Origin of the sequence: Azospirillum thiophilum (genome assembly GCF_001305595.1) — a bacterium.
GTDB lineage: Bacteria > Pseudomonadota > Alphaproteobacteria > Azospirillales > Azospirillaceae > Azospirillum > Azospirillum thiophilum.
Map to the genome: position 1 here is coordinate 367,714 of NZ_CP012403.1, position 25,389 is coordinate 393,102.

At 67.2% G+C, this 25,389-nt stretch carries 23 protein-coding genes and 1 tRNA gene; 11 read left to right on the forward strand and 13 right to left on the reverse strand.

Annotation, left to right across the window (positions count from 1 at the left end; all coding sequences use genetic code 11):
- Positions 1-4: 4 nt before the first annotated feature.
- On the reverse strand, positions 5-562 hold the full coding sequence (locus AL072_RS20875; RefSeq protein ID WP_245636956.1) for an NAD(P)-binding domain-containing protein: 558 nt from the start codon (positions 560-562) through the stop codon (positions 5-7).
- Positions 563-742: 180 nt separating this feature from the next.
- On the reverse strand, positions 743-1,546 hold the full coding sequence (locus tag AL072_RS20880) for an NUDIX hydrolase (protein ID WP_052710229.1): 804 nt from the start codon (positions 1,544-1,546) through the stop codon (positions 743-745).
- 221 nt (positions 1,547-1,767) lie between these two features.
- On the opposite strand from AL072_RS20880, the gene pyk reads away from it, so the two are divergent.
- Positions 1,768-3,237, forward strand: coding sequence for a pyruvate kinase (gene pyk, locus AL072_RS20885; RefSeq protein ID WP_045584151.1), 1,470 nt, complete (start codon positions 1,768-1,770; stop codon positions 3,235-3,237).
- Between the two features lie 76 nt (positions 3,238-3,313).
- Here the strand turns inward: pyk and AL072_RS20890 are convergent, their stop codons facing one another.
- Both AL072_RS20890 and AL072_RS20895 read right to left on the reverse strand, forming a co-directional pair.
- Positions 3,314-4,003 carry a GntR family transcriptional regulator gene (locus AL072_RS20890; protein WP_045584152.1) on the reverse strand — a complete coding sequence of 230 codons (690 nt, stop codon included), beginning with the start codon at positions 4,001-4,003 and terminating at the stop codon, positions 3,314-3,316.
- A gap of 169 nt (positions 4,004-4,172) precedes the next feature.
- Positions 4,173-4,841, reverse strand: a complete 669-nt coding sequence (locus AL072_RS20895) for a thiamine phosphate synthase (RefSeq protein ID WP_045584153.1) — start codon at positions 4,839-4,841, stop codon at positions 4,173-4,175.
- A gap of 338 nt (positions 4,842-5,179) precedes the next feature.
- Between AL072_RS20895 and oxlT the strand changes: the two genes are divergently transcribed.
- The 4 genes from oxlT (at position 5,180) to AL072_RS34980 (ending at position 8,105) form a co-directional block, all read left to right on the forward strand.
- A complete protein-coding gene (oxlT, locus tag AL072_RS20900; protein WP_045584154.1) occupies positions 5,180-6,481 on the forward strand; it encodes an oxalate/formate MFS antiporter in 1,302 nt (433 codons plus the stop codon).
- Between the two features lie 370 nt (positions 6,482-6,851).
- Positions 6,852-7,466, forward strand: a complete 615-nt coding sequence (locus AL072_RS20905) for a Hint domain-containing protein (RefSeq protein ID WP_045584155.1) — start codon at positions 6,852-6,854, stop codon at positions 7,464-7,466.
- 112 nt (positions 7,467-7,578) lie between these two features.
- A complete protein-coding gene (locus AL072_RS20910) occupies positions 7,579-7,842 on the forward strand; it encodes a hypothetical protein (protein WP_200909900.1) in 264 nt (87 codons plus the stop codon).
- 104 nt (positions 7,843-7,946) lie between these two features.
- Positions 7,947-8,105 carry a hypothetical protein gene (locus AL072_RS34980; RefSeq protein ID WP_158511086.1) on the forward strand — a complete coding sequence of 53 codons (159 nt, stop codon included), beginning with the start codon at positions 7,947-7,949 and terminating at the stop codon, positions 8,103-8,105.
- A gap of 89 nt (positions 8,106-8,194) precedes the next feature.
- Here AL072_RS34980 and AL072_RS20915 read toward each other — a convergent pair whose 3' ends face one another.
- Positions 8,195-8,407, reverse strand: coding sequence for a hypothetical protein (locus tag AL072_RS20915; RefSeq protein ID WP_045584156.1), 213 nt, complete (start codon positions 8,405-8,407; stop codon positions 8,195-8,197).
- 532 nt (positions 8,408-8,939) lie between these two features.
- Positions 8,940-9,032, reverse strand: a tRNA-Ser gene (locus AL072_RS20920).
- Between the two features lie 299 nt (positions 9,033-9,331).
- Here AL072_RS20920 and AL072_RS20925 point away from each other — a divergent pair.
- Positions 9,332-9,568, forward strand: a complete 237-nt coding sequence (locus AL072_RS20925) for a hypothetical protein (protein ID WP_045584157.1) — start codon at positions 9,332-9,334, stop codon at positions 9,566-9,568.
- Positions 9,569-9,578: 10 nt separating this feature from the next.
- Here AL072_RS20925 and AL072_RS20930 read toward each other — a convergent pair whose 3' ends face one another.
- Positions 9,579-11,345, reverse strand: coding sequence for a PAS domain-containing sensor histidine kinase (locus tag AL072_RS20930; RefSeq protein ID WP_045584158.1), 1,767 nt, complete (start codon positions 11,343-11,345; stop codon positions 9,579-9,581).
- A gap of 164 nt (positions 11,346-11,509) precedes the next feature.
- The gene (gatB, locus tag AL072_RS20935; RefSeq protein WP_045584159.1) at positions 11,510-12,961 is read right to left on the reverse strand and encodes an Asp-tRNA(Asn)/Glu-tRNA(Gln) amidotransferase subunit GatB; all 1,452 of its coding nucleotides are present in this window, start codon (positions 12,959-12,961) and stop codon (positions 11,510-11,512) included.
- Between the two features lie 254 nt (positions 12,962-13,215).
- On the opposite strand from gatB, the gene AL072_RS20940 reads away from it, so the two are divergent.
- Positions 13,216-13,926, forward strand: a complete 711-nt coding sequence (locus AL072_RS20940) for an ATP-dependent Clp protease proteolytic subunit (protein WP_045584160.1) — start codon at positions 13,216-13,218, stop codon at positions 13,924-13,926.
- A 30-nt stretch (positions 13,927-13,956) separates the two neighbouring features.
- On the opposite strand, the gene AL072_RS20945 is transcribed toward AL072_RS20940, so the two are convergent.
- Both AL072_RS20945 and fliN read right to left on the reverse strand, forming a co-directional pair.
- The gene (locus tag AL072_RS20945) at positions 13,957-15,195 is read right to left on the reverse strand and encodes a diaminopropionate ammonia-lyase (RefSeq protein ID WP_045584161.1); all 1,239 of its coding nucleotides are present in this window, start codon (positions 15,193-15,195) and stop codon (positions 13,957-13,959) included.
- 185 nt (positions 15,196-15,380) lie between these two features.
- Positions 15,381-15,683, reverse strand: coding sequence for a flagellar motor switch protein FliN (gene fliN / locus AL072_RS20950; protein WP_045584162.1), 303 nt, complete (start codon positions 15,681-15,683; stop codon positions 15,381-15,383).
- A 279-nt stretch (positions 15,684-15,962) separates the two neighbouring features.
- Between fliN and AL072_RS20955 the strand changes: the two genes are divergently transcribed.
- Complete coding sequence (locus tag AL072_RS20955; protein ID WP_045584163.1) at positions 15,963-16,805, forward strand: sulfurtransferase; 843 nt, start codon at positions 15,963-15,965, stop codon at positions 16,803-16,805.
- A 15-nt stretch (positions 16,806-16,820) separates the two neighbouring features.
- Here AL072_RS20955 and murJ read toward each other — a convergent pair whose 3' ends face one another.
- A complete protein-coding gene (murJ, locus tag AL072_RS20960) occupies positions 16,821-18,371 on the reverse strand; it encodes a murein biosynthesis integral membrane protein MurJ (protein ID WP_045584164.1) in 1,551 nt (516 codons plus the stop codon).
- A 235-nt stretch (positions 18,372-18,606) separates the two neighbouring features.
- Between murJ and AL072_RS20965 the strand changes: the two genes are divergently transcribed.
- The 3 genes from AL072_RS20965 to AL072_RS20975 all read left to right on the forward strand — a co-directional run bounded on the left by AL072_RS20965 (position 18,607) and on the right by AL072_RS20975 (position 22,849).
- Complete coding sequence (locus tag AL072_RS20965; RefSeq protein ID WP_045584165.1) at positions 18,607-19,389, forward strand: alpha/beta fold hydrolase; 783 nt, start codon at positions 18,607-18,609, stop codon at positions 19,387-19,389.
- A 177-nt stretch (positions 19,390-19,566) separates the two neighbouring features.
- The gene (eno, locus tag AL072_RS20970) at positions 19,567-20,844 is read left to right on the forward strand and encodes a phosphopyruvate hydratase (RefSeq protein WP_045584166.1); all 1,278 of its coding nucleotides are present in this window, start codon (positions 19,567-19,569) and stop codon (positions 20,842-20,844) included.
- A 745-nt stretch (positions 20,845-21,589) separates the two neighbouring features.
- On the forward strand, positions 21,590-22,849 hold the full coding sequence (locus AL072_RS20975) for an FkbM family methyltransferase (RefSeq protein WP_158511087.1): 1,260 nt from the start codon (positions 21,590-21,592) through the stop codon (positions 22,847-22,849).
- Between the two features lie 224 nt (positions 22,850-23,073).
- Here the strand turns inward: AL072_RS20975 and AL072_RS20980 are convergent, their stop codons facing one another.
- Both AL072_RS20980 and AL072_RS20985 read right to left on the reverse strand, forming a co-directional pair.
- A complete protein-coding gene (locus AL072_RS20980) occupies positions 23,074-24,114 on the reverse strand; it encodes an extracellular catalytic domain type 2 short-chain-length polyhydroxyalkanoate depolymerase (protein WP_245636957.1) in 1,041 nt (346 codons plus the stop codon).
- A 297-nt stretch (positions 24,115-24,411) separates the two neighbouring features.
- The gene (locus AL072_RS20985) at positions 24,412-24,945 is read right to left on the reverse strand and encodes a peroxiredoxin (protein ID WP_245636958.1); all 534 of its coding nucleotides are present in this window, start codon (positions 24,943-24,945) and stop codon (positions 24,412-24,414) included.
- Positions 24,946-25,389: the final 444 nt, after the last annotated feature.

The following is a 25,389-nucleotide window of genomic DNA, read 5'->3' on the forward strand; positions in this document are numbered from 1 at the left end:
ATCGTCATCCTGCGCTCGCCCTGCTTCGGGCCGGCTCGTCGAAGGCCATCAGGCGCAACAGCCGGTGCAGCCCGTCCGGATCGTCGGCGTCGCGCCCCGCCCCGCGGGTCAGGCGCGCGCGCTGTCCCTCGCCCGGCCCGCCGGCCCGCTCGACCCTGGCCGCGAACAGGCGCAGCAGCGGTTCCGCCCGGGCGCAGGCGGCGGCATCGCCACCCAGATCCACGGAGAAATCCCCGGCCGAACCCGGGGCCGGTTTCCCGGCACCGGAAACCGGCGCATCGACCAGCAGCCCGCCCCGCCCGGCGACGCGCGCGGCGTTGAGCGCCGCGTCGGCGGGGGACAGATGCGACAGGTCGATCAGCAGCCGTCCCGGCGGCAGGGTCGCGGCGAGGCCGCCGTCGGAAAACAGCGCCGCTTCGACGGCGCGGGCATCGGGCAGCATCAGCATGATGACGTCGCACTCCCCGACCGACGCCCGGACGGAATGGCCGCGGCGGACATCGCCATCACGGACATCGCCATGGCGCTGGAGCCGGTGCCCTGCCCCCCGCAGCCTGTCCATGATCGCTTCGGCCACATCTCCGCCCCCGCCCCCGATGAACCCGATATCCATGTCCGCGAACCCCCGAGCCTCCGCCCGTCCATGAGCGTCGGATGGAAGCTTGGTTGCGCGCACCGCATCGCACAATAGCACCATTGCGCAATTTTCACATCGCGGAAACCGGTTCCAACTTACCTATTCTTACCCGAGCCTAACATTTTCGGCCGGCGTCTCCAGTGGCGAAAAGCCGCAGCCGGCGGGAATCCGGAACACCGGCCCGGCCGGCGTCTCCACCGGCACCGGCAGAATCGGGGGCGGCGGCTGCGGACCGGCGGCGGCGCAGGCCAGCGCGTCGGCAACGTCGGCGCAGCCCGCCAGCCGCAGCAGCGTCATCCGCGTGGCGAAGACCAGCCGGCGCCGCCCGGCCGCCGCCTCCGCCAGCAGGCGGCGCGGCGAGGCCCACTGCGCGGCGACCGCCTCGCCGCCGTCGCAGAGCGGCGCCTGCCCCGGCGGCGTGGGAGCGAGGAAGAACAGCGTGTCGAAGCGGCGCGGCAGCGTCTCCGGTGTCACCCAGCGCGCCAGCGCCGCCATGCGGTCGAGCGCCGGGGCGAGCCCGGCCGCCGCCAGGGCCGTCCCGAACCCCTCCCCCGCCGCCAGCGCCGCGCGCAAGGCAGCCACTGCGGACGGACCGGGAGGGTCGGATCTCTCCGGCGCCAGCAGGATCCCGCATTCCTCCAGGCATTCCCGGACCGCGGCGACACGGTGGGGCAGGTCGGCGGGCGGCCCCGCAGCCGTCTCCACAGTCGGCCAGGAGGTCCGCCAGACCGGATCATGGTCTGCCGCCTCCAGCCGGCCGCCGGGGAACACGGTGGCGCCAGGGGCGAAGCGCAGTCCGGCATGCCGTTCGATCGTGAGCAGTTCCAGCCCGTCCACCCCGTCGCGCAGCAGGATCAGCGTGGCGGCTGGATGGGGCGGAACGGGCGCATCGGGTGGTGTTTCAGCCATGCCCCAGTGTCGCCGACCGATGCGCCGGCTGTCCATGCGCGGCACGGGGAACCACTCTCACGATGCGGAATAGGAGGCGGCCGGCGTTTGACCGTCCGGCGCATCCCTTCCAGCATCCCGTCATCACCAGCACAAAACCCCGATCCGTACCTCATCGTTCGCCAGTCCCGCCCCTTGCGCCCGTTTTTCGCGCAAGGGCCGGGCGGAGGAAGGCTGTCGCCATGCCGTTTCACCGCAGCACCAAGATCGTCGCCACCCTGGGTCCAGCCAGCTCGTCGGAAAGCCAGATCACGGCGCTGGCCGAGGCCGGCGTCAACGTGTTCCGCCTGAACGCCAGCCACGGCACCCAGGCCGAGCATGCCGAACGCTATGCCCGCATCCGCGCCGCGGAGGACCGGCTGGGACGGCCGATCGGCGTCCTGCTCGACCTCCAGGGGCCGAAGCTGCGGGTCGGGACCTTCGGGTCCGGGCCGGTCGACCTGACGATGGGCGACCGGTTCCGGCTGGATCTCGACCGCAGCCCCGGCGATGGCCGCCGCGTCTGCCTGCCCCATGAGGAGGTGTTCGCCAGCCTGGAACCGGGACTCGACCTGCTGCTGAACGACGGCCGCATCCGCCTGCGCGTGCTCGATTGCGGCCCCGGCTTCGCCGAGACCGAGGTGGTGGCCGGCGGCACCCTGTCCGACCGCAAGGGCGTCAACGTCCCCGGCGCCGCCCTGGCCTTGAGCGCCCTGTCGGAGAAGGACCGCAGCGACCTCGCCTTCGGGCTGGAGCTCGGGGTGGACTGGATCGGGCTCAGCTTCGTCCAGCGGCCGGAGGACATCCTGGAGGCGCGCGCGCTGATCGGCGGCCGCGCCCATGTGATGACCAAGATCGAGAAGCCGGCGGCGCTGCCGACGCTGGACCGGATCATCGAGCTGTCGGACGCGGTGATGGTCGCCCGCGGCGATCTCGGCGTCGAACTGCCGCCGGAGGATGTGCCGGGGCTGCAGAAGAAGATGATCCGGCTCAGCCGCGCCATGGGCAAGCCGGTGATCGTCGCCACCCAGATGCTGGAATCGATGGTGTCGGAGCCGACCCCGACCCGCGCCGAGGCCTCCGACGTCGCCAACGCCGTCTATGACGGGGCGGATGCGGTGATGCTGTCGGCCGAATCCGCGTCGGGCCGCTATCCGGTGGAGGCGGTGGCGATGATGGACCGCATCGTCCGCCGGGTGGAGCGCGACCCGCTCTATCGCCGGATCATGGATGCCGACCATCCCAGCCCCGAGGCGACCGCGCCCGACGCCCTGACCGCGGCGGCCCGGCAGGTGGCGGAAACCATCAGCGCCGCCGGCATCGTCACCTACACCACAACCGGCTCGACCACGCTGCGCGCCTCGCGCGAGCGGCCTGCCGTGCCGATCCTCGGCCTCAGCGCGACGCGGGAGACCGCGCGGCGGCTGTCGCTGGCCTGGGGCGTCCATTCGGTGTGGACCGACGACGTGGCGGATTTCGCCGAGATGGTCGGCCGCGCCCTGGCCGCCGCCGCCGATGCCGGCATCGGCCGGTCCGGCCAGCCGCTGGTCGTCACCGCCGGCGTCCCCTTCGGCACGCCCGGCAACACCAATGCGCTGCGCGTGGTGACCATCGACGGCGACGACGTGCCGAAGGCGAAAGCCCCGGCTGCGCGGGAGGCGGTGCCGGCCTGAGGACGGCGCCGCCGGAATGGCGGGTCGGGAGTGGCAGCCCCCGCCCCCTCATTCCAGGCCCATTATTCCGGGCCCGTTATTCCAGGAAGTCGCAGTGCTTCTCGACATGGGCGGCCAGCCCCATCGTGTGTTCGCGCACCAGCCGCTCGGCAAGGTCGGCGTCGCGGACCTCCAGCGCCTTGATGATGGCGCGGTGGTCGTGGATGGAGCGCTCGGCCCGGTCCTCCTGGCCGATGGTCAGCTTGCGGATCGCCCGCATGTGGATGAAGAGATTGTCGGTGACATCCTGGATCAACTTCGACCCGCTGAGCTGGATGATGCTCTTGTGGAAGGCGATGTTGGCGTCGGAATATTCGCTGACATGGTCCTTCGGGCTGCGCTGCTCGAAGCTGCCGAACAGATCCCACAGCTTGTGGATCTCCGCCGCCGGGGCGTGTTCGGCCGCCATGCGGGCCGCCATGCTCTCCAGCGCCGCCCAGACCTGGATCATCTCGATGACCTCGGTCTTGGTCTTGCGGACGACGAAGATGCCGCGGCGCGGCTGCAGGCGGATGAAACCCTCCTGCTCCAGCAGGGTCAGCGCCTCGCGGATCGGGGTGCGGCTGACGCCGAGCTTGTCGCTGAGCTGGCGTTCGTCCAGCCTGATCTCGCGGTCGTGGTCATAGATGTCCATCTCCGTGATCGCCTGCTTCAGCGCATGATAGACCTGACTGCGGAAGGTCGTTCCGGTGTCGAGGGGCTGGACGTTGAGAGCGGGAACGGTCATGGAGTCGATGTCCTTGTGTCTTCTTGCCGGATGTCTTGCCAGACAGAGATGTCCTGCCAGACTTGGCGGCGCATCCGGTCGGGCGCCGGATAGAGGCGCACCGCCTTTTACGTATCCTACATACCAGATGCATGCAAGGCGCTGAAATGTCCAGGGGGGCGGCCCCGAATCAGCCCTGCGGCCCGACGCCGCGCGGCGCCGCGCCGGCGCCCTCCGTCCGATCCGCCGCCAGTGCGGCGAGCAGCGGCGCCAGCGCCTGCGGGCCGCGCATCGCCAGCCCCATCACCGCCACGCCCGCCGCCCCGGCGCTCCGGCAGGCGGCGATCGCCTCCGGCCTGTCGATTCCGCCGAGCCCGAGCACCGGAACGCCGCGATCCGTCCAGCGCCGCAAGCCCGCCCCCCCCAGGCACGGCCCGTAGCCGGGCTTGCTGGCCGACGGGAAGACCGGCGAGAGGGTAACGTAATCCACCTGCCCGCGCGCCCGCTCCAGCGCCTCCCCGCGTCCCGAGTCGTGGAGCGACTGCCCGACCAGCGCCCGCGGCCCCAGCAGCGCGCGGGCGGCAGCCGGATCGCCATCGGCCCCCAGATGCACCCCGTCCACCCCCGCCTCCCGCGCCAGGGCCGGGTCGCCATGCAGGGTGACGCGGGCACCCCAGGGCCGGGCACGCAGCACCAGCGCACGGGCGAGCGCCAGGCGGTCGGCATCGGGCAAGTCCTTGTCGCGCAACGACAGCCAGCGCAGGCCCGACGCGAACAGCCGCTCCGCCAGCTCCGGCAACGGCAGGACGGCCGCATGGCGGTCGGTGACGGCCAGCAGCGGCGGCGTGGCAAGGATCATGGATCGGCGCTCTCCTGTTCTGCCCCCATCATCGCAAGGCCCGGCCGGTTCGGCCAGGGGGCGGAGCCGGTCTTTCCCATCCTGCGGAAATCGACGGGATTCAGATGGACAGGCCATGGTTGAATCGGTGCGGCTGAAAATGCTTCGTATTGACATAGTCAGCGAAACTGATGATCGTGACTGCGGGTGTGGGCATTTGGCATGCCAACCACCATCTGCCGGCCATACCGAAGCCCCGCCCATGGCCTTTTTCCGGATCCGAAGAACAGCACCGTCAAGCAAGGCAAAGGGTCCGGACGTCCGAACAGAACATGTCGGGTGAAATCGGGAGGAAGGACATGGTGCGTGAGACGCACGGCAACACGGCCCGGGTCGCACCCTGGGGCGGGCGCTGGATGCAGTTGGCCATCGGCATCGTCTGCATGTCGATGATCGCCAACCTGCAATATGGTTGGACCCTGTTCGTCGAACCGATCGACGACAAGCATGGTTGGGGTCGCACCGCGATCCAGGTCGCCTTCACCATCTTCATCGTCACCGAAACCTGGCTGGTGCCGGTCGAGGGCTGGTTCGTCGACCGCTTCGGCCCGCGCATCGTCGTGCTGGTCGGCGGCGCGCTGTGCGCCCTGTCCTGGGCGCTGAACGCGGTGGCGGATTCGCTGGCGCTGCTGTATCTCGCCGCGGTGATCGGCGGCATCGGCGCCGGCGGCGTCTATGGCACCTGCGTCGGCAACGCGCTGAAATGGTTCCCCGACCGCCGCGGCCTCGCCGCCGGCCTGACCGCCGCCGGCTTCGGCGCCGGCTCCGCGCTGACCGTCGTGCCGATCGCCACCATGATCGAGACCTCCGGCTTCGAACAGACCTTCCTGGTCTTCGGCCTGGGCCAGGGTCTTGTCATCCTGGTGCTGGCCTGGTTCCTGGCCGATCCGCCCAAGCCCGGCCATGGCCGCGCCGCGGTCGCCGTCGCCGAGCGCCGCCACTTCGCCCCGCAGGAGATGCTGCGCACCCCGGTCTTCTGGGTCATGTACGCCATGTTCACCATGGTCGCCGCCGGCGGCCTGATGGTCACGGCGCAGCTCGGCCCCATCGCCGCCGACATGGGCCTCGTCGACGCGCCGGTCAGCCTGCTGGGCCTGACCCTGCCGGCGCTGACCTTCGCCCTGTCGATCGACCGGGTGATGAACGGCATCACCCGCCCCTTCTTCGGCTGGGTGTCGGACCATATAGGCCGCGAGAACACCATGTTCATCGCCTTCACCATCGAGGCGGTCGGGGTGATGGCGCTCAGCGCCTATGGCGCCGATCCGGTCGCCTTCGTCATCCTGACCGGCCTGGTGTTCTTCGCCTGGGGCGAAATCTTCAGCCTGTTCCCGGCCTGCTGCGCCGACACCTTCGGCTCGCGCTTCGCCGCGACCAACGCCGGGATGCTCTACACCGCCAAGGGAACGGCGGCGCTGCTGGTGCCGCTGGGCAACCTGATGGTGGCGGCGACCGGCAGCTGGCAGACCGTCTTCTACAGCGTCGCCATCGTCAACGCACTGGCCGCGTTCCTTGCCCTGTTCATCCTGAAGCCGATGCGGGCACGCTACATCGCCGCCAGCACCGCAGCGCCGCGCCTGACCACCCGGCTGGCGGACTGACGCCCGGCCGGATTTACCCGCATCGTTCCCGCCCCGTCATCGACCCCGCCATCCGCCGCGGAAAAAGGCACGGCGCCTTTGCGACCGTCCGCCGATGGACGGGGTTGGTCGGCCCGACAGGCTCCACCAGCCCTCCTCGCATGGATGGAGGCCGCACAGCCTGCCGACAGGAACCTCCGGCCACATCTGCAATCTCAAGTTATCAAAACGTCGCAAGCCATCACAACTGGAAGGAATTTTCAACAAACCGGTCATTCCAATTCCAGAACAGTGGCTTATCATCCCAGAATAGCTTCGCGGAAATGGCAAATAAAAAATCCGAGCAACGCCATGACGAAGTAAATACAGGTCACTGAACAAGGATTTTTCTATGGCTCCCAATCCTATCCCGACCTGCGTCCTGCGCGGCACCTACGTTCGTTCCATGTTTGGCGACGTCGCCGTGGAGAGCCTGAAGATCGGCGATCTCGTCAAGTCCTCGACCAGAGGGGAATTCCGTCCCATTCGCTGGATCGGTCGCCGTGTCCTCGCCGGTTCGTCCCTCGATACCGAACAGCTGCGTCAGGTCCATCTGCCGGTCCGGATCATGCGGGATGCCATCGCGCCGGGCCTGCCGGCCCGCGACCTCTACCTGTCGCCTGCCCACGCGCTGCTGATCGGCGCCTATGGCGTGTCGGCCCGGCTGCTGATCAACGGGTCGTCGATCCGTCAGGTCGATGAGATGGAGGAGATCGAGTATTTCCACATCGAACTCGACAGCCATGACGGCATGTTCGCCGAGGGGCTTCCGGTGGAGACCTATTTCGAGGCTGACAACCGGCAGGCCTACGACAATGCCGCCGAATACGAGGCGCTGTATCCGGGCGACGATCCGCGGATTCAGGAGCCCTGCGCGAAGATCGACATTCCGCTGGCCACGCTGGACCGGATCCGCGCGAACCTGACCGAGCGCGCCGAGCAGATGGGCCTCGTCGAAGCGGTTTGAGCCTTCGCAAAAACCGGGGCAAGGCAACGGCTCTCGATGGGACACCATCGGGAGCCGTTCTGTTTTTGCCCGACTGCGGAAGACCGGGAGCATACCGGCAGCGGTGTGCGGCATGATGGACATCAGGCCATCGCCGCCGCTGGTTTATCATGCCTGCGATCATGAAAAACCGCCTGTCATGGAAAATGCGATGAACAGGGACTGGCACGAGGCCCACCCCATACCGCCGAAGGCGACCCGCCGGCAGCGGGTCGAATGGCATCTGGCGCACTCCCAGGCCTGCGGATGCCGGCCGCCTCCACCCTCGCTGCTCCCCGAAATCCGCGACCTGGAACGGCAGCGTCTGCTTGCGGTCGAAGGCGGCGCCATCCGATAGCCCCCCCTCGCCGCGGCGTTTCACACTCGAAGCCCGCAGGCCGCCGGGGACGAAGTCGGAGCGATGCTGTTGGAGTGGGATCGCAGTCAACCAGGATCCCCATCATGAGCGACAAGCCAACCGAAGATCAGCCGGTGCCCGGCGCCGTCAACCAGCAGGTTCCGAAGAAGCGCCCCGATGGCGATGCAGTGCATCGGCCGAACCCCGGGCAAGCCGATGACCGCGAAGGCCAGACGCGGGAGCCGGGTTACGACGAGGCGTGAGAGAGTGGATCGGACATGCCTTGCGGCCTCGGGTGTTCGGACGGGAGACTCCTGCGGTTCCATGCGCTTGAGCTGAAGCACATGGAACTTCAGTGGTTGAAGAACCAGAGCATGAGGCGCAGTCCGAGCACGAGGAAGCCGCTGACCATGATGCCCATCAGGGCGTCTGCGGCCTCGATATCGGAACCGGACCAGACCATGCAGCCGACCAGGATCAAACCGATCAGAAGGCCGATGAAGAACCATCTGAGCAGGCGGTTCCCAAGCAGAATGTCCCAGAGGGCTTCCATCAGATCGACCATGGATTTCCCCCGTCGAACGCGTGACGAAGCTTAGCCGACGGTGCCGTTCCGGTCAAACCGGCGTCCCACCTTCAGGCCGTCACGGCCCCGGCCAACCGGGTGAGGCTGAGCGCGGCGCGGACGGCCATAGGGTTTGTCCCATCGGGCCGGAGACGGAACAGAAAGGTGGGTGCCGGATCATGGACATGTCTGACGGCGCGTCAGGCAATCTCCCTCGACTAGGGGTGCCTGTTCGGCACCCTTTTTCTTTGAGGGGGAAGACGGCAGTGAACCGCCGGTCTTCATCTTCGCCGGCAGCGCTTCCCCAGCATCCGGCCCGTTCGGGACGACGCGCAGAGCGGCAACTTCAGCAGAGACCGCTCCCCCGGCCGGATTGACGGCGCCGTCGGTACAGGCAGGCCGTGAGGCGCATCTCCGTAACCGTCCGAAGAAAGCCGCCCCGTTGCTGCCTGAGGCTTTGGGATATTCTGTGCGGGAAAGTTAAAGGCTAGAGCGGATTTTACTGCAAAATCAACGCTCTAGCGAAATTTGATGGCGGAGGGGATGGGATTCGAACCCACGATAGGGCTTTAAACCCTATGACGGTTTAGCAAACCGTTGCCTTCAGCCACTCGGCCACCCCTCCAGCCAGTGCGGCAACCCCGTGGGGCGTCGCTGGCGTGGGGAGGGTTCTAGCGGGGCGGCCATGCCCTTGTCAACGCTTACGGAGACGGAAATTCGCTTTTCTCGAAAATAGAAAGAGTGGGACAAATCTGTATAAAATTTTAGGTACTTTTTAATGGTCGTCGGTTATGATCCCGCCATGAGACGCAAAAAGTCCAGGTGACGTACAGCTCGATCGCGCAGGTCCGATCCCCATCGGCCAGCTCCGCCGGAGACCGTCACCGCAGCCCGTCGCCGCGCCCCATCGCTGTGGAGGATGCCATGACCCTGTCACGCCGTTGCACCGAGACGCTGATCGACCTCGTGGAGATCAAGCTGAGCTGTCTTGAGATCACCGATCGTGAGGATCAGCGCGAGAAGGAACTGCTGCAACGCTGCGTGCAGGAACTGCACGCCGAGCTGCGCGGGGAAAACGGTGCGCTGGCCGATTTCGCCGCGCCCAAGCGCCGCGGCCGCCGGCCCAAGCATCTCCAGCTTCACGAACTCCACCACGCCTGACCGGCGGCCGTCAGGTCAGCGCCGCTTCCACCGCGGCAGCCGGCTGCATGGCCGGCGCCTCGCGCGGCAGCAGGATGGTGAAGCGGGTGCCCTGCCCCGGCCAGGACTGGACCGAAACGGTGCCGCCGAGCGGACCGGTCACCGTGTTGAACACGATGTGCAGGCCCAGCCCCGACCCGCCCTGCCCCCGCTTCGTGGTGAAGAACGGGTCGAAGACCTTCGACAGATGCTCCGGCGCGATGCCGGCGCCGTCGTCGATGAAGTCGATGCGCACCCGCTCGGCCCCATCCGGCTGCGCGGTGATACGGATCGTGCCGGCGGCGGTCTCGCCCGCGCGGTCGCCATCGCCATAGGCGTGGACGATGGCGTTGATCACCAGATTGGTCAGCACCTGGCCCAGCGCGCCGGGGAAGCTGTCCATCGTCAGTTCGTCGTCGCACTCCACCGCCACCCTCAGCCCGGTGCGCTTCAACCGCGGCCGCAGCGAGAACAGCAGTTCGCGGATGTAGCCGCCCAGCTCGAAGACCCGCCGGTCGCCGGAGGACTGGTCGACCGCCACCTGCTTGAAGCTCTGCACCAGCGACGCGGCGCGGTCGATGTTGGCCATCAGCAGGCGGCTGCTCTCGCCCAGGCCGTCAAGGAACTCAAGGAATTCCGACTTGCGCAGCGTGTTGCCGGCGAAACGCTGGCGCAGGATCTGCGCCTGCTCGCCGATGTGGCTGGCGGCGGTCAGGCCGATGCCGATCGGCGTGTTGATCTCGTGCGCCACCCCCGCCACCAGCTGGCCGAGCGACGCCATGGTCTCGGCCTGGATCAGGCTTTCCTGCGCCTCGCGCAGTTCGGCCAGCGCCTGCTCCGCCTCCTCCCGCGCCTGGACCATCGCCGATTCGGCGGCCTTGCGGTCGGTGATGTCGTAGAGCCAGGTCAGCAGCGCCGATTCGCCGTCCAGCTCGATGCTGTTCCATGACGACAGCACCCAGACGATGCTGCCGTCGGGCCGGCGGAACCGGATCTCGGCGTTGCGGAACGGCCCCTCGCGGTCGAAGCGGGCGATCAGCGCCGCACGGTCCTCAGGTTCGGCATACAGGTCGGACACCGGCGTCCGCATCAGCGCGGTGCGATCGCGCCCCATCAGGCGCACGGACTGGGCGTTACAGAACAGCCAGCGGCCGTCGCGGGTGGTGACGTTAACCGCGATGGGCGCCGCCTCCATGATCTTCAAAAGCCGCTCCTCGCTGGCGCGCAGCCGTTCCTCCTGCCGGCGGGCCTCGGTGATGTCGGTCATGATGCCGGCATAGCGCACGGCACGGCCGCCGTCGTCGCGGAAGGCGCGGCCCTTGGCGGCGATCCAGACCCAGCCGCCGCCCTCGTGCCGCAGCCGGTAGGAATAGGCGTAGCTGGAGGTCTCCCCCGCCAGATGCGAGGCGATATGGGCCAGCACCCGGTCGCGGTCGTCGGGATGCAGCCGCCTTTCCCAGAAATCCGGCGGCATCGGCGGCCGGTTGCGGTAGCCCAGCATGCGCGGGAAGGTGTCGGTCCACCAGCAGGTGCCGGCCAGCAGGTCGGCGTCCCACACCGCGGCCCCGGTCGCCTCCAGCGCCATCTCCAGCCGCTCGCCGGTCTCGGGTTCGGGCAGCGGCGGCCTGGCCCCGGCGGCCTGGGGCGGCACCGCAGCCTTGCGGGCGGCCCGGCGCCCGGCATAGAGGCCAAGCAGCACCCCCAGCAGCCCGCCGACGGACACCCCCGCCAGCGCCACCATCACCGGCTCCGCCGCCATGGTTCCTCCACCGTTTCCAGCACTGTGGCGACGGTAACCGGGAAAATTCAACTGCGGCTTTACCGTACCGGACGGCAGCACCCAAGAAAAAAGCCTCTCCCACGGGGGAGAGGCTTTCTTTCGGACAGGGTGGCGATTTATGGCCGCCAAGGGGTGGCAGCCGCTTACCCCTTCAGTTTCTTGGTCAGGATTTCGTTGACCATGGCCGGGTTGGCCTTGCCCTGGGTCGCCTTCATCACCTGGCCGACGAAGAAGCCGAACAGCTTGTCCTTGCCGCTGCGGAACTCAGCCACCTTGTCGGGGTTGGCGGCCAGCACGGCGTCGATCGCGCCCTCGATGGCGCCGGTGTCGGTGACCTGGCGCAGACCCTTCTGCTCGACGATGTCGGCGGCCGTCCCGCCGGTCTCGAACATCGTCTCGAACACCTCCTTGGCGATGCGGCCGGAGATGGTGTTGTCGGCGATCAGGTCGATCAGGCCGCCGAGGTTGCCGGCGGACACCGGGCTCTCCTCGATCTCCTTGCCGGCCTTGTTGAGGTAGCCAAACAACTCGCCGGTGACCCAGTTGGACGCCAGCTTGGGATCGCGGCCCTTGGCCACCGCCTCGAAATAATCGGCCTTGGCCTTTTCCGACACCAGCACGCCGGCGTCATAGACCGACAGCTTGTAGTCGTCGATGAAGCGGGCCTTCTTGTCGTCCGGCAGTTCCGGCAACGTCTTCTCGATCTCCTGCACCCACGCCTCGTCGAGTTCGAGCGGCAGCAGGTCGGGGTCGGGGAAGTAGCGGTAGTCGTGCGCCTCCTCCTTCGACCGCATCGAGCGGGTCACGAACTTGGTCGTGTCCCACAGGCGGGTTTCCTGGTTGATTTTGCCGCCATCCTCGATGATCTCGATCTGGCGGCGCGCCTCGTACTCGATGGCGGCCATGACGAAGCGGATCGAGTTGACGTTCTTGATCTCGCAGCGGGTGCCGAATTCGTCGCCCGGCTTGCGCACCGACACGTTGACGTCGCAGCGCATGGAGCCTTCCTCCATGTTGCCGTCGCAGGTGCCGAGATAGCGCAGGATCGAGCGCAGCTTGCGCACGTAGGCGCCGGCCTCCTCCGACGTGCGCATGTCGGGTTCCGACACGATCTCCATCAGCGCCACGCCCGACCGGTTCAGGTCGATGAAGGTCTTGGACGGGTGCTGGTCGTGCAGCGACTTGCCCGCGTCCTGCTCCAGATGCAGGCGCGTGACGCCGACGGTGCGGCTGGTGCCGTCCGGCAGATCGAGCACGATCTCGCCCTTGCCGACGATCGGCTGCAGGAACTGGCTGATCTGATAGCCCTGCGGCAGATCGGCGTAGAAGTAGTTCTTGCGGTCGAAGACCGAGGTCAGGTTGATCTGCGCCTTCAGGCCCAGGCCGGTGCGCACCGCCTGCTCGACGCAAAATTCGTTGATGACGGGCAGCATGCCGGGGAACGCAGCGTCGACGAAGCTGACCTGGCTGTTCGGCGCCGCCCCGAATTCGGTGGCGGAGCCGGAGAACAGCTTCGCGTTCGAAATCACCTGGGCATGGACCTCGAGCCCGATCACGATTTCCCAATCGCCCGTTTCACCCTGGATGTACGACATCGTTCCGCTCTTCGACGTTCACGGCACGGGTCCGGCCGGGCGGCTCCCCCGAAAAGGATGCTCCGGCCATACCCTTGGAATCCTGTTTCTTCTAGCGCCCTTTGCGCCCGCGCGCACGCTTTATCGCGCCGCCGGACCGCCGGCCCGCCTTTACCTCCGCACTTACCCATATTGTGCGGCGGGTCACGGACGCGCCGTTAACCATCGGGCAAGCTTTGCCCCGCAGGCTGGTGGAGTCGAGCGGGGAGGGTCTGATGTCGGTGCTGGCGCTGGTTCGGAAGGTCGGGTTCGCGGTTGGCCTGCTCGGAGTCGGCCTGGGTGCGCTGCCGATGGCCGATGCCGCCACCCGGCAGACGGGCATCGCCGTCAACCCGATCACCATAAATCCGGTCACCGTCAACCCGGCCCCCGCCGCCGCACCCGCGACCGCGTACCCCGACGCCGCCCTGTCCCGCAGCGACCAGGGCGACCTCACCGTGCTGCGGCTGGACGGCATCATCACGCCGGGGGCGGAGCGCCGCTTCGTCGACGCGCTGCACGCCCTGCCCGCCCGCCGCCCGGTGATGGTGGAGCTGGCGAGCCCCGGCGGCTTCACCGCGGCCGGCTACCGCATGATCGACGCCGTGCTGGCCGAGCGCCAGGGCGGGCGTCCGGTCGCCACCCGGGTGCGCGGCGGCGAATCCTGCGAGAGCATGTGCGTCGGCCTCTATCTGGCCGGCTACCCGCGCTATGCCGAGCCGAGGGCCGAGTTCATGGTGCATGCGCCGCGCATGGCGGAGAACGGCCACATGACCATGCGGTCGACCCAGGCCATGGTGCAGCGGCTGGTGTCGCTCGGCGCATCCCCCGCCTGGATCCAGCGCGTCACCGCGGCCGGCGGCTTTTCCGGCGCCCGCGACTACCGCGAGACCGCAGACCGGCTCACCGCCGACGGCGCCAACATCGTCACCGACCTGCTGCGCTGACGATCCGCAACGGACCGCCCGTCCCCGCCCTCACGCCTCCATGACCAACCCGGGCGGACGGCCGACGATCCGCTCATAGACCTCAGGGTCGGTCGCCCCCTCGGTCCCGAACACCAGCACGCGCGCATCCGGCACCAGCCCCAGGGCCAGCCGGACCTCCTCGTGCGCCGCGGCGCAGAGCAGGCCGGCAAGTCCGGCCACCCCCGATTCGCCAGCGACGATCGGCCGGCCGCCATGTGCGCCCTCGGCCAGCTTGCGCATGGCGGCGACCGCGCCCTCGTCCGGAATGGTCAGGAAATCGTCGGCGCCCTGTTCCAGGATCGCCCAGGCCAGCAGCGAGACCTCGCCGCAGGCGAGCCCCGACATCACGGTGTCCAGGTCGCCGTCCGACCGCAACGGCCGGCCGGCGACGGCGCTCCGGTACAGGCAATCGGCATTGTGCGGTTCCACCACCACGAAGCGCGGGCGCTGGCGGCCCCAGCTTTCCCACAGATGGCCGCAGACCGCGGCGGGCAGCCCGCCGACGCCGCCCTGGACGAAGACATGGGTCGGCCGCTCGCTGGCGGGAAGCTGCGTGATCGCCTCCTCCACCATCACGGTATAGCCCTGCATCACGTCACGCGGCACGTCCATGTAGCCGGTGTAGGAGGTGTCGGAGACGACGAACCAGCCATTGTCTGCAGCGTCGGCGGCGGCCTGGCGCACCGCGTCGTCATACAGCCCGTCGACCACCACCAGCCGCGCCCCGTACGCCTCGATGGCGGCGCGGCGGCCGGCGGAGCAGGCGGCCGGCACGTACACCACGCAGCCGCAGCCGAACACCTGCGCGCCCCAGGCGACGGAGCGGCCATGGTTGCCGTCGGTCGCGGTGGCGACGGTCAGGCCGCGCGTCACCTTGGCATAGCGGCCGACGACGAGGTCCAGCGCAGTCACCGGCACGCCCGGCACGCGCGCCGTCACCTCCCGCGCCAGCAGCCGCAGCACGGCGTACGCGCCGCCCAGCGCCTTGAAGCTGCCCTGGGCGAAGCGGGTGCTTTCGTCCTTGTACCACAGGCGGTCGATCCCGGCCTCCCGCGCCAGTCCGGGCAGCGAGCGCAGCGGGGTCGGGGCGTAGCCGGGCCAAGCGCCGATCTCCGCCATCGCCTGTTCGAAGGCGGCGCGGCTGAGGATCGCGCGTTCCGGTTCGCCATAGACCCGTTCATGGTCGGCGCGCGGGTTCGCGTACAGGCGCGGCAGGCAGGAGGATGGGGAGACCGCGTGGTGGGACATGGTTTCGCTCTCCGGACCGGCTGACGGAGCGGCGCCGTCGGTGACGGCACATCCCACGACCGCGCCCAACGAGACCAGATGCCACCTGCCCCCGTCAAGCCGCCAGCTGGGGCGCGGCTGCTACCGAATGAAGCATGGCGGGCAAAGGGGCGGGCAAAGGGGCATGAAAGACCCGGCCGGAAGTCTCAGCGCTTCCACTCGCGGCTGGACTTGATGAAGTCGGTCAGCGTGACGCCGATCTTGTCATCGATGATCGCCACCTCGCCGCGGGCGACCAGCACGCCTTCGACATAGACGTCGGTCGGATCCTTCAGATGGCGGTCGAGTTCAACCACGGCGCCGCGGCCCAGCTTCAGCAGGTCGCGGACGCGGAGCATCGCGGTGCCGATGACCACCTTGATCTCCACCGGCGCATCGCCGATGGCGAAGGACGAGGCGTCGCCGTCGTGGGGATCGGCCGCGCCGAGCAGGTCGTCGATGTTGGCCATGATGTCGAAGCTCCCGCGCCGGGTTCGCGCCCGTATCGGCGCCCGGGAGGGCGCGATTTGCACGAACGGGCGATCCTACACCCCTTCCGGGCGGGCAGGCAACGGCACCGCAGCCCGCCGTTTGCGACAAGATTGGGCTTTTCCCCCACCGGCGCTTCGCCCACACTGTCCGTCCGCCCGCCGCCGCGGGCTCCCGCCGACCGGCCTCCCATTCGTTGCGACATCGCAATGACCGCTGTCCGGCAACGGCACCGATCAACCGGAACCGGGTTTACGCAGATGACCGACACCAGCCTTCCCCCGCTTGTCGATGCCGCCTGGCTGAAGAACCGCCTGGGCAACTCCGCAATCGTCGTCCTGGATGTGCGAACCCCGCCAACCGGCGGCTTTGTTCCGGGATCGGTTCATTCCGACTATGCAACGGCCGGCTGGCGGACGACGGTCGGTGGCGGGGCCGGGATGCTGCCGGAACCGGCGGTGCTGGAGGGGCTGATCGGCGGGCTCGGCATCCGCAACGGCGACCATGTCGTGCTGGTCGCGGCCGGCGCCAATGCGTCGGACATGGGCAACGCCACCCGGGTCTATTGGACCTTCAAGACGCTCGGCCACGACGCGGTGTCGGTGCTGGACGGCGGCTTCGCCGGCTGGATCGCGGCGGGCGGCCCGGTGAAGCCGCTGCCGGCGGACCGCAAGCCGGTGGCCTACACCGCCCATCCGCGTCCCGGCCTGCGCGCCACGCTGGAGGAGGTCGGGGCGGCGGTGGCGGCCGGCACCACCCCGCTGCACGACGCCCGCTCGGCCGAACAGTTCGCCGGCAAGGCCAAGAGCCCGCAGGCGCGTGCCGCCGGCACCATCCCGGGCGCGGTCAACCTCGACATCGCCGCGCTGTTCTCGGCGGACGAGCACCGCTTCGCCCCGGCCGACACGGTCAAGGCGCTGGCGGCGCAGGCCGGCCTGCCGCTGGCGGACCAGCCCATCACCTTCTGCAACACCGGCCATCTGGCCTCGGTGTCGTGGTTCGCCCTGAGCGAGGTCGCCGGGGTGCCGGGGGTGCGGCTCTATGACGGGTCGATGTCGGAATGGAGCGCCGATCCGGCCCGGCCGTTGCAATCCGCCGAATAGCGTCCGCCGAACACCTCACGCCTTCGCCCGGCGGCGGCGCAGACGGCCGAGGTCGCTGCGCCGCACCAGCCCCAGCACCAGCGCAGCGACGCCATAGACCGCCAGCCCGGCCAGGGCCAGCAGCGACAGGCCGCCCAGCCGCTCGACCGCATGGAGGGAGTCCAGCCAGGGCGCCAGCCGGGCGGCGGCCAGCCATAGCGCACCCGCCATCGCCGCGGCGGCCAGTGCCATGCGCGGCAGGTTGCGGATCAGCCGGACATCGGCCCGGAACAGGCCGCGCCGGTACAGCAGCCACGCCAGCAGCCCGGCATTCACCCAGGCCCCGACCGAGGTGGCGACCGCCAGCCCGACCTGGGCCAGCGGCCCCATCAGCACCAGCTTCAACGCCACATTGATGCCGACCGCGGCCAGCGCCACCCGCACCGGCGTCGCGGTGTCGTGGCGGGCGTAGAAGCCGTTGACCAGGGAGCGGATCACCACGAAGGCCGGCAGTCCCAACGCATAGGCCTGGAGGGTGAGGGCCGACGCCGCGGCGTCCGCCGGGCCGAAGGCGCCGCGCTGGAACAGAACCGACAGGATCGGCGTGCCCGCCACCAGGAAGGCGACCGCCGCCGGCAGGGTCAGCAGCAGCGAGAATTCGACGGCGCGGTTCTGGCTGTCGACCGCCCCGGCCTCGTCACCGCCCTTGATCCGCTTGGTCATTTCCGGAAGCAGAACGGTCCCGACGGCGATGCCGATCACCCCCAGCGGCAGCTGGTTCAGCCGGTCGGCGTAATAGAGGTAGGACACCGCACCGGTCGGCAGGGCCGACGCGATCAGCGTGTCGGCGAACAGGCTGATCTGGGTCAGCCCCGACCCCAGCGCCGCCGGCCCCAGCACCGTCAGGAAGCGCTTCACGTCGGCCGACAGCCGCGGCACCACCGGCCGCAGGGTCATCCCCGCCCGCCGCGCGTCCCAGGCAAGATAGAGATACTGCGCCACGCCCGACGCCAGCACGCCCCAGGACAGCGCATGGCCGGCCGTCGGCATCAGCGGCGTGCCGACCACCAGCGCCGCGATCAGGCAGATGTTCATCAGGATCGGCGCCGCCGCCGCCGCGCCGAAACGGCCCATGCTGTTCAGCACCCCGCCATAGAGCGACACCAGCGAGATCAGCAGCAGGTACGGGAAGGTGATGCTGGTGAACAGCACCGCCAGCCGGAACTTCTCCGGCTCGTCGGCGAAACCGGGGGCGAAGACGGTCATGAATTGAGGCATGAAGGCCAGCACCGCCAGCAGCAGCAGCAACTGCACGATCACCAGCAGCGTCATCACCTCGTCGGCGAAGCGGCGGGCGGCGGCGCTGCCGTCCTGCACCAGCTTGCCCGAGAACAGCGGCACGAAGGCGGAGTTGAAGGCGCCTTCCGCGAACAGGGCGCGGAAATGGTTGGGCAGGCGGAAGGCGACGAAGAAGGCGTCGGCCACCGGTCCGGCGCCGAGCAGCGCCGCGGTCAGCACGTCGCGCAGGAAGCCGAGCACCCGGCTGGCCAGCGTCAGGCCGCCGACGGACAGGATATGACGGAACACGATGGCAGGGTCGCTTCTGTGATGCGGATGATGCCCGGCGGCATCCTAGAGTCCATTGGATGCTTATTGAAGCATCCAATGGACTCCAGCCATTTGATTCTTCGTGCGATTCACGCTTCGGACGATTCCGTCCGAAACGATCGCACTCTGGCGATGCGACCGCGTTCGTCATAGGATCGCGGCCCGCATTCGTCCAGAACGCATCTCCGACCTCACCGGACAAAGGCCCCCAGCGATGCCGCAGCAAGCCCTCCCCCTGACATATCTGGAAGCCGGCGAAGCCAATGGCGGGACGCCGCTGCTGGTGCTGCACGGCCTGTTCGGATCGGCCCGCAACTGGCAGACGCTGGCCCGCCGGTTCGGCGAGACGCGCCGCGTCTATGCGCTCGACCTACGCAACCATGGCGGCGCCCCCTGGGCCGAGGGCATGAGCTATCCGGAGATGGCTGCCGACGTGCTGCGCTTCCTCGACGACCGCGGCTTCGCCCGCGCCGCCGTGATCGGCCATTCGATGGGCGGCAAGGCCGCCATGGCGCTGGCGCTGGCCCATCCCGACCGGGTGGAGCGGCTGGTGGTGGCCGACATCGCGCCGGTCGCCTACACCCACACCCATGCCCCCTTCGTCGCCGCGATGAAGGCCGCGAAGCTCGACGGCGTCACCCGCCGGCCGGAGGTCGAGGCCCAGCTGGCCGACGCGGTGCCCGAGGCGCCGCTGCGCTCCTTCCTGATGCAGAATCTGGTGCTGGAGAATGGCGTCTTCTCCTGGCGGATCAACCTGGACTCCATCGCCGCCAACATGGCGGGGCTGATCGGCTTCCCCGATTTCGGCGACGCCCGTTATGACGGGCCGACCCTGTTCATCGGCGGCAGCGCGTCGGATTATATCCGGCCGGAATCCCACGACACCATCCGCCGCCGCTTCCCCAAGGCCATGATCCACATGATCGAGGGCGCCGGCCACTGGCTGCACGCCGAGCGGCCCGCGGACTTCGCCGGGCTGGTGGAAGGCTTCCTCTAACCGGCGGACGCGGCGGAAACGGCGGCGGCGGTCCCTGCAAGCGGTTGTAAGCCGAAGCAGATATTGCATCGCCCGAACGCCGGGGCTATCAAGCCTGCGCGCGCCAAAACGCGGCCCGACCCAAAACTCAGCCTGCGACCACAACGCGGCTGCCTTTCCTCGAAGGATCGACCGATCATGAGCGTCATCACCGAGATTCACGCCCGCGAAATCCTCGACAGCCGCGGCAACCCGACCGTGGAAGTCGACGTCGCCCTGGACAGCGGCGCCTTCGGCCGCGCCGCGGTGCCGTCGGGCGCCTCCACCGGCGCCCATGAGGCGGTCGAGCTGCGCGACGGCGACAAGAGCCGCTTCGGCGGCAAGGGCGTGCTGAAGGCGGTCGAGGCCGTCAACGGTGAGATCTACGACGCGCTCGCCGGCCTGGAGGCCGCCGACCAGCGCGCCATCGACCTCGCCATGATCGATCTGGACGGCACCGAGAACAAGAGCCGCCTGGGCGCCAACGCCATCCTGGGCGTGTCGCTGGCGGTGGCGCGCGCCGCCGCCGAGGATGCCGGCCTGCCGCTCTACCGCTATGTCGGCGGCGCCTTCTCGTCGCTGCTGCCGGTGCCGATGATGAACATCATCAACGGCGGCGCCCATGCCGACAACCCGATCGACATCCAGGAATTCATGATCATGCCGGTGGGCGCCGAGACCGGCGCCGACGCCATCCGCATGGGCTCCGAGATCTTCCAGTCGCTGAAGAAGAAGCTGAAGGACGCCGGCCACAACACCAATGTCGGCGACGAGGGCGGCTTCGCCCCCAACCTCGCCTCGACCGAGGATGCGCTCGGCTTCGTCATGAAGGCGATCGAGGCCGCCGGCTACCGGCCGGGCGACGACGTCATGCTCGCCATCGACGCCGCCTCGACCGAGTTCTTCAAGAACGGCAAGTATGAGCTGGCCGGCGAGGGCAAGTCGCTGTCGCCCGAGCAGATGGTCGCCTACTGGGCCGATCTGGTCGGCCGCTATCCGATCATCTCGGTCGAGGACGGCATGGCCGAGGACGACTGGGAGGGCTGGAAGGCGCTGACCGACGCCATCGGGTCCAAGGTGCAGCTGGTCGGCGACGACCTGTTCGTCACCAACCCCAAGCGCCTGGCCGACGGCATCAAGCGCGGCGTCGCCAACTCGATCCTGGTCAAGGTCAACCAGATCGGCACCCTGTCGGAGACGCTGGAAGCGGTCGACATGGCGCACAAGGCCGGCTACACCGCCGTGCTGTCGCACCGCTCGGGCGAGACCGAGGACAGCACCATCGCCGACCTCGCCGTCGCCACCAACTGCGGCCAGATCAAGACCGGCTCGCTCAGCCGTTCCGACCGCCTCGCCAAGTACAACCAGCTGATCCGCATCGAGGAGCAGCTCGGCGTCGCGGCCCGTTTCGCCGGTCGCGGCATCCTCAAGGCCTGATCGCCTGAACAACAGGAAAGCCTCTCTCACATTGACCGGAGAGAGGCTTTCCTGCGTTCGGGGCGGCTTCTTGTTCGCGATAAAATTCACCCTACAATGAATTGCAATGAAGCGTATCGTTGAGGGAAAGCCGGTATCGGATGCTGGAGAGAGACAGCAACCGACAACAGAATTGGCATGGGGTTCTCAAGAAAAATCTGGATCGGCAAGTCCATAGCTCGAGAAAATAAATATCCCGCAAGCAAATACCGCAATCTCAGTGATTGCGATTATTTGGCACCACTCCCTAATATTATTTTCATAATTCTCTTATTCGCGAACATTTTCTATTTTATAATAGGAAAATATGGCTGACTTTGGGTTCATTTATTTGTCCTGCCATGATTTGTCATGCTTACTGCAAATTATAACAGAGAAGAATGCCCCGCCATCCGTTTCCTGCCTCGCAAGGCGTTCGGTCCCTGATGCCATAGGCGGCAAACAAAAGCCCATTTGAACGTCTCGAATAACTGTAGCGCGATCATGCCCCTGAGCGTGGTATAGGACATGGGTCGCTCATGACGTATCATTCCGGATGGGAGGCTGTGGCCGGCTCGCCGCCAGCCTGGATACGCTGCCCCCAAAAAAATCGCCATCACCCGGATTAAACCATACCTTTCACCCACCGTATCGATGAGTGCTACCGATAAACCACAGCAGGCGATTATCGGCTTCGGCCACCCGATGCTTGAAAATGGAGAAAGAGATGACCGATATCGACAGGACAGGAAAAATAAATTTTCATTATATCGGTGGGAGAGCCGGGGCATATGGCCCCTTTTTCCTCAAAAGCTATGCCGATGAAATGGTGTTTCACATCTATGACGGTGACCCCGACTGTCTCGACCAGATCGCGTCCGATCCGGCCCTCCGTCCGTTCGATTTCAATGTGAAACCGGTCATCTTCGCCCGAACCAACGGGCCGGTTGCGATCAATATCAATTACGACCCCTTTACGAGTTCCTGTCTCGAATTGAACGAAGAGATGGCGGGCGGTTCCTCTATTTTGCCGGACGGCGACTATGTCATGGGTGAAGCTTGCCGGACGGTTCGCCGGGTGGAAGGGCTTGGCCAGACCCTGGATCAGGTGGCCTCGGAAACCGGCAATCCGATCGATTTTCTGACAATGGATACCCAGGGCAGTGAACTCGATATCCTGATGGGAGGTGTCGATGTCACAAAGCGGCAGCTGATCGGTTTTATCAGTGAAGTGGAATTCGAACCGATCTATCGGAATCAACCGCTGTTCGGCGACATTCACGCCTGGGCGCGCGCGCAAGGTTTCCGGCTGATCAATCTGAATATGGCGCCGGTCGATTGGTCGCCGGTTCGCTTGCCTGTCGGCTGGTGCGGCAAGGGGGAATTGCTTTTCGGAGATGCCCTGTTCCTCAAAACGCCGGCCCGCATCGTCGCCGATCATCACGACCCTGTCGCGTCACTGGCGAAAGCGGTGTTCATCGGTCTCGTTCTGGGGCAGATCGGTTATGTTGCCGAATGCTTGGCACTGATGCCCGACGATGCCGCGATGCCGGAACGGTTGGGGCCCAGATACCGGATGCTCGCCCATGACATCGCGGCGCTCTACAAAAAAGACCGCCACCTCTTCGTGCCCAGTTTTGCCGATATCTACTCCGAACAACGTTCCTTCGCCCGGTTCACCCCCACAACGCCGATTAACGGCATGTGGGATACCGACCCCGCCGAAACCCGTCAGCGCTATTTCGCCCATACCGATAAGGCTCTGTTTCTCGAGGCCTTCCCCCGTCTCCTCAGCTCGGCGCTGACACCGTTCGAGGCGGCACTGGCTGCCTATGAATTCAAACGCGCCGCTGCCCTGGTCCGGGAATACCGCCTGAAACATGCGGATCTGCTCGGACGGACGCTGGGATTGGGAACGGCGGTCGACGGAAAAGCCCTGATTGATCTCGAGACCCTCAGAAGCGAATTGGCCCACGGATTGGAATGAGGCCAGCTTTCGCTTCAGCTACCCTGGACGCAGCGTTTGCAGGAATCGTCGCATGACCGAAGCCGCTATCGGCGCGGCCGAACCGGATTTCATGACGATTCCTGGGACCGCGGCGGTCTGATCGCGGCATCTCGGGGAGACTTGCCTTCGAGAGGCATGGGCCTGCGGGGCCGCAGTCGCGGCCCTTACGGTCGAGCGTCGGTCGGGACTTCCGCTCGCCGGCATCACTCCCCGGCCAGCGCCCCGATCATCTTGCGGACGGCGATCATCTGGAAGCCGCCCTTGCGGGCGAAGTCGTAGCCGGTGTAGCCGAACCAGTCCCAGCAGGCCTTGGGGTTGGAGGACGGCTTGGCGGCACCGTCGATCTGCGGGTACAGCACGACGATGTTGTTGACGTCGGCCCAGCGGTTGTAGCCGGCATGCACGGCGAAATGGTCGCCGATCAGGTTCGACGCCATCTTGCAGCCATGGAAGGCGACATGGATGCGGCAGGTCTGCTTGCCGCCCTCGCAGGCTTCCGGAACATAGATGTAGCCGGTCTTGGCCATGCCGCTGCGGCTGGTGTCGCCGACGAAGGGCGACTGGTTGAACAGCTGCGGCTGGCGGGCTGCGGCTGGGGCGTTCGGGATCCTGGCGTCGGCGTAGAAGAAGCGGACGATGGCACCGGCCTGATCGTACTGGCAGTTGTTGATGTATTCGCTCTTTTCATCCTCTTTCGGGATGAAGTCGCAGGCAGCGCCATAGCCGTCGGTGATGTAGGCATGCGCCGCCTTCGGCAGCTTCACATAGGTGAAGTTGGCCTCCGCCACGCCCAGCGCCTTGTAGAACTGCTCGGTGGCGTCGGCAACCGGGCGCTTCACCGTCACGTCGTTGTCGCCGTTGAACAGGTAGATCTTCGACCGCGCCATGTTGGACAGCGGGTCGATCTCCCTCGCCCTCTCGCGCGCCCTGGCATTGGCGACCAGGGCACCGACGTCGGGCGGCCCCATGGCGACGTCCATGCAGCGCTTCAGCGCCACCACCACCGGGGCGATGCCGCCCGGCGACACCTCCGCACAGTCGTAGGGGCCGCCGGCGACGAGGCCGGCAGCCGTGACGAGGCCGGAATAGGCGACCTGGAACTGCCCGGCCATATAGGCGCCGGACGAGATGCCGGACACCGTGGTCTGTGCCGGATCGATCTTCAGCCTCAGCCCGGACAACGCCAGTTCGGCCGCGGCGGCAGGGATCGCCAGCAGCGCCAACCCGGCCGCCGCAAGAGACAAGAACGGAAAGGACCGAGTCTTCCGAGGCATCCCTTGAATCATCGCCATGTCCAGCATCCGGTTCACGATTCCCCACGAAAGATATGGGTATCGCGGAGACGAATCTACCGGAAAGTGCAATTTCCCAACCGGTACACTCCCACCTTCAGGCGCCCACAACCGCTTGGGCGGCAACCGTCATGCGGTCGGCAAGGGCGAGGGCGAAGGCAGCGGGAAGCGCCGGCGGAGCCCCCGCCCCGCCGGCCCTTCATCGCCGCAGCGTCCGTTCAATGCCCGCTCAAGGCCGAATCGGAAGCCTCAGCTCCGCAGATAGGCCAGCACGGTCTCCGGCGAGGATTCGCCGTACGGGTCGCCGTTCTCGCCCGCGTCGTTGATGCCCGGCTCCTCGAAGAGCTTCTCGACCACGCCGTCCTTCACCACCATGGCATAACGCCAGGACCGGAAGCCGAAGCCCAGGCTGTCCTTGTCGACCAGCATGCCCATCCGGCGGGTGAAATGGCCCGACCCGTCGGGGATCAGCTTGACCTTGTTCAGGTTCAGGCTCTTGCCCCACTGGTACATGACGAAGGCATCGTTGACGCTGAGGCAATAGACCTCGTCGATGCCCAATTCCTTGAAGTCGTCATGAAGACGCTCGAACGCCGGGCACTGCTCGTTGGAGCAGGTCGGCGTGAAGGCGCCGGGCAGCGAGAAAACCACGACCCGCTTGCCCGCGAACAGCTCGTCGCTCCGCACATCCTGCCAGCGGAACGGGTTGGGTCCGCCGACACTTTCATCGCGCACGCGGGTCTTGAACACCACCGAGGGGACCTTGCGCCCTTCCATCATCATCTCCGGCTGTCGTTGAGTGAAGCGAATTTGGGATTGAAGCGAATTTGGCTCCGCATCGGAACCGGCGGGTCCGCTGCCGGGCACGATAGCGGTTCGGGCCGTGCCCTCCAACAGACCATAGGTCATGCGCATGTCGGCGGCAAATGTCGCAAAACGCCGCGAAGAGCCGCCGCAATGCCGGGAAGACAGGATCCAAGCTGCGCAAAAGTGGTGGCATCCCGTGGCATTCCTGTGACGCCTGCGAATGTTAAGGTCCCATTTACCAAGATGGCGTTCCCTGAGCCGGCCTGCATCCAGTGGGCACTGTGCCGACCGGTGACAATTGGAGGGCTCCTTATGCCTGCTTCTACCAAGTCAAACTTTATGAAGGCCGACGGCCATAAGCCGGAAACCTCTTTCAATCGCGGTTATTTTTCCAGAATACTTGTTAGTACATTTGTTTTC